Source organism: Oscillibacter sp. UBA6647, from assembly GCA_002455655.1.
Classification (GTDB): domain Bacteria; phylum Bacillota; class Clostridia; order Oscillospirales; family Oscillospiraceae; genus Oscillibacter.
Genome location: DKLF01000011.1, coordinates 27267 through 27825 on the forward strand (window position 1 = coordinate 27267; position 559 = coordinate 27825).

Below are 559 nucleotides of genomic sequence, written 5' to 3' on the forward strand. Positions count from 1 at the left end.
CCACGACGATCAGCACGGCACCGCCGTCATCACGCTGGCGGGGCTTCAAAACGCGCTGAAGGTGGTCGGCAAGCGGCTGGAGGACGTGAAAATTGCGGTGAACGGCGCGGGCGCCGCCGCTGTGGCCGTGACCAAACTGCTGCTTGCGGCGGGAGCGAAGGATATCGTCCTATGCGACCGCACGGGAACCATCTACAAGGGCCGGGAAACCGGAATGAACTGGATTAAAACGGAGCTGGCGGAGATCACGAACCCCCGGAATCTCCGGGGCGGGCTGAAAGAGGCCATAGCGGGCGCGGATGTGTGCATCGGCGTGTCTGCTCCCGGCTCCGTGACGGCAGACATGGTGCGCTCCATGGCGGAGGACGCGATTATCTTTGCCTGCGCCAACCCCACGCCGGAGATTTTCCCCGACGAAGCGAAAGCCGCCGGGGCGCGGGTGGTGGCCACCGGGCGCAGCGACTATCCCAATCAGATCAATAACGTTCTGGCGTTCCCCGGCATTTTCCGGGGAGCCTTTGACGTGCGCGCCAGTGACATCAACGAGGAAATGAAGATG

1 protein-coding gene is annotated in these 559 nt (G+C 63.5%); it reads left to right on the forward strand.

What is annotated here, in order from left to right:
• A partial coding sequence (locus tag B2W96_RS01020; RefSeq protein ID WP_293007658.1) for an NAD(P)-dependent malic enzyme occupies positions 1–559 on the forward strand: 559 nt, incomplete at both ends.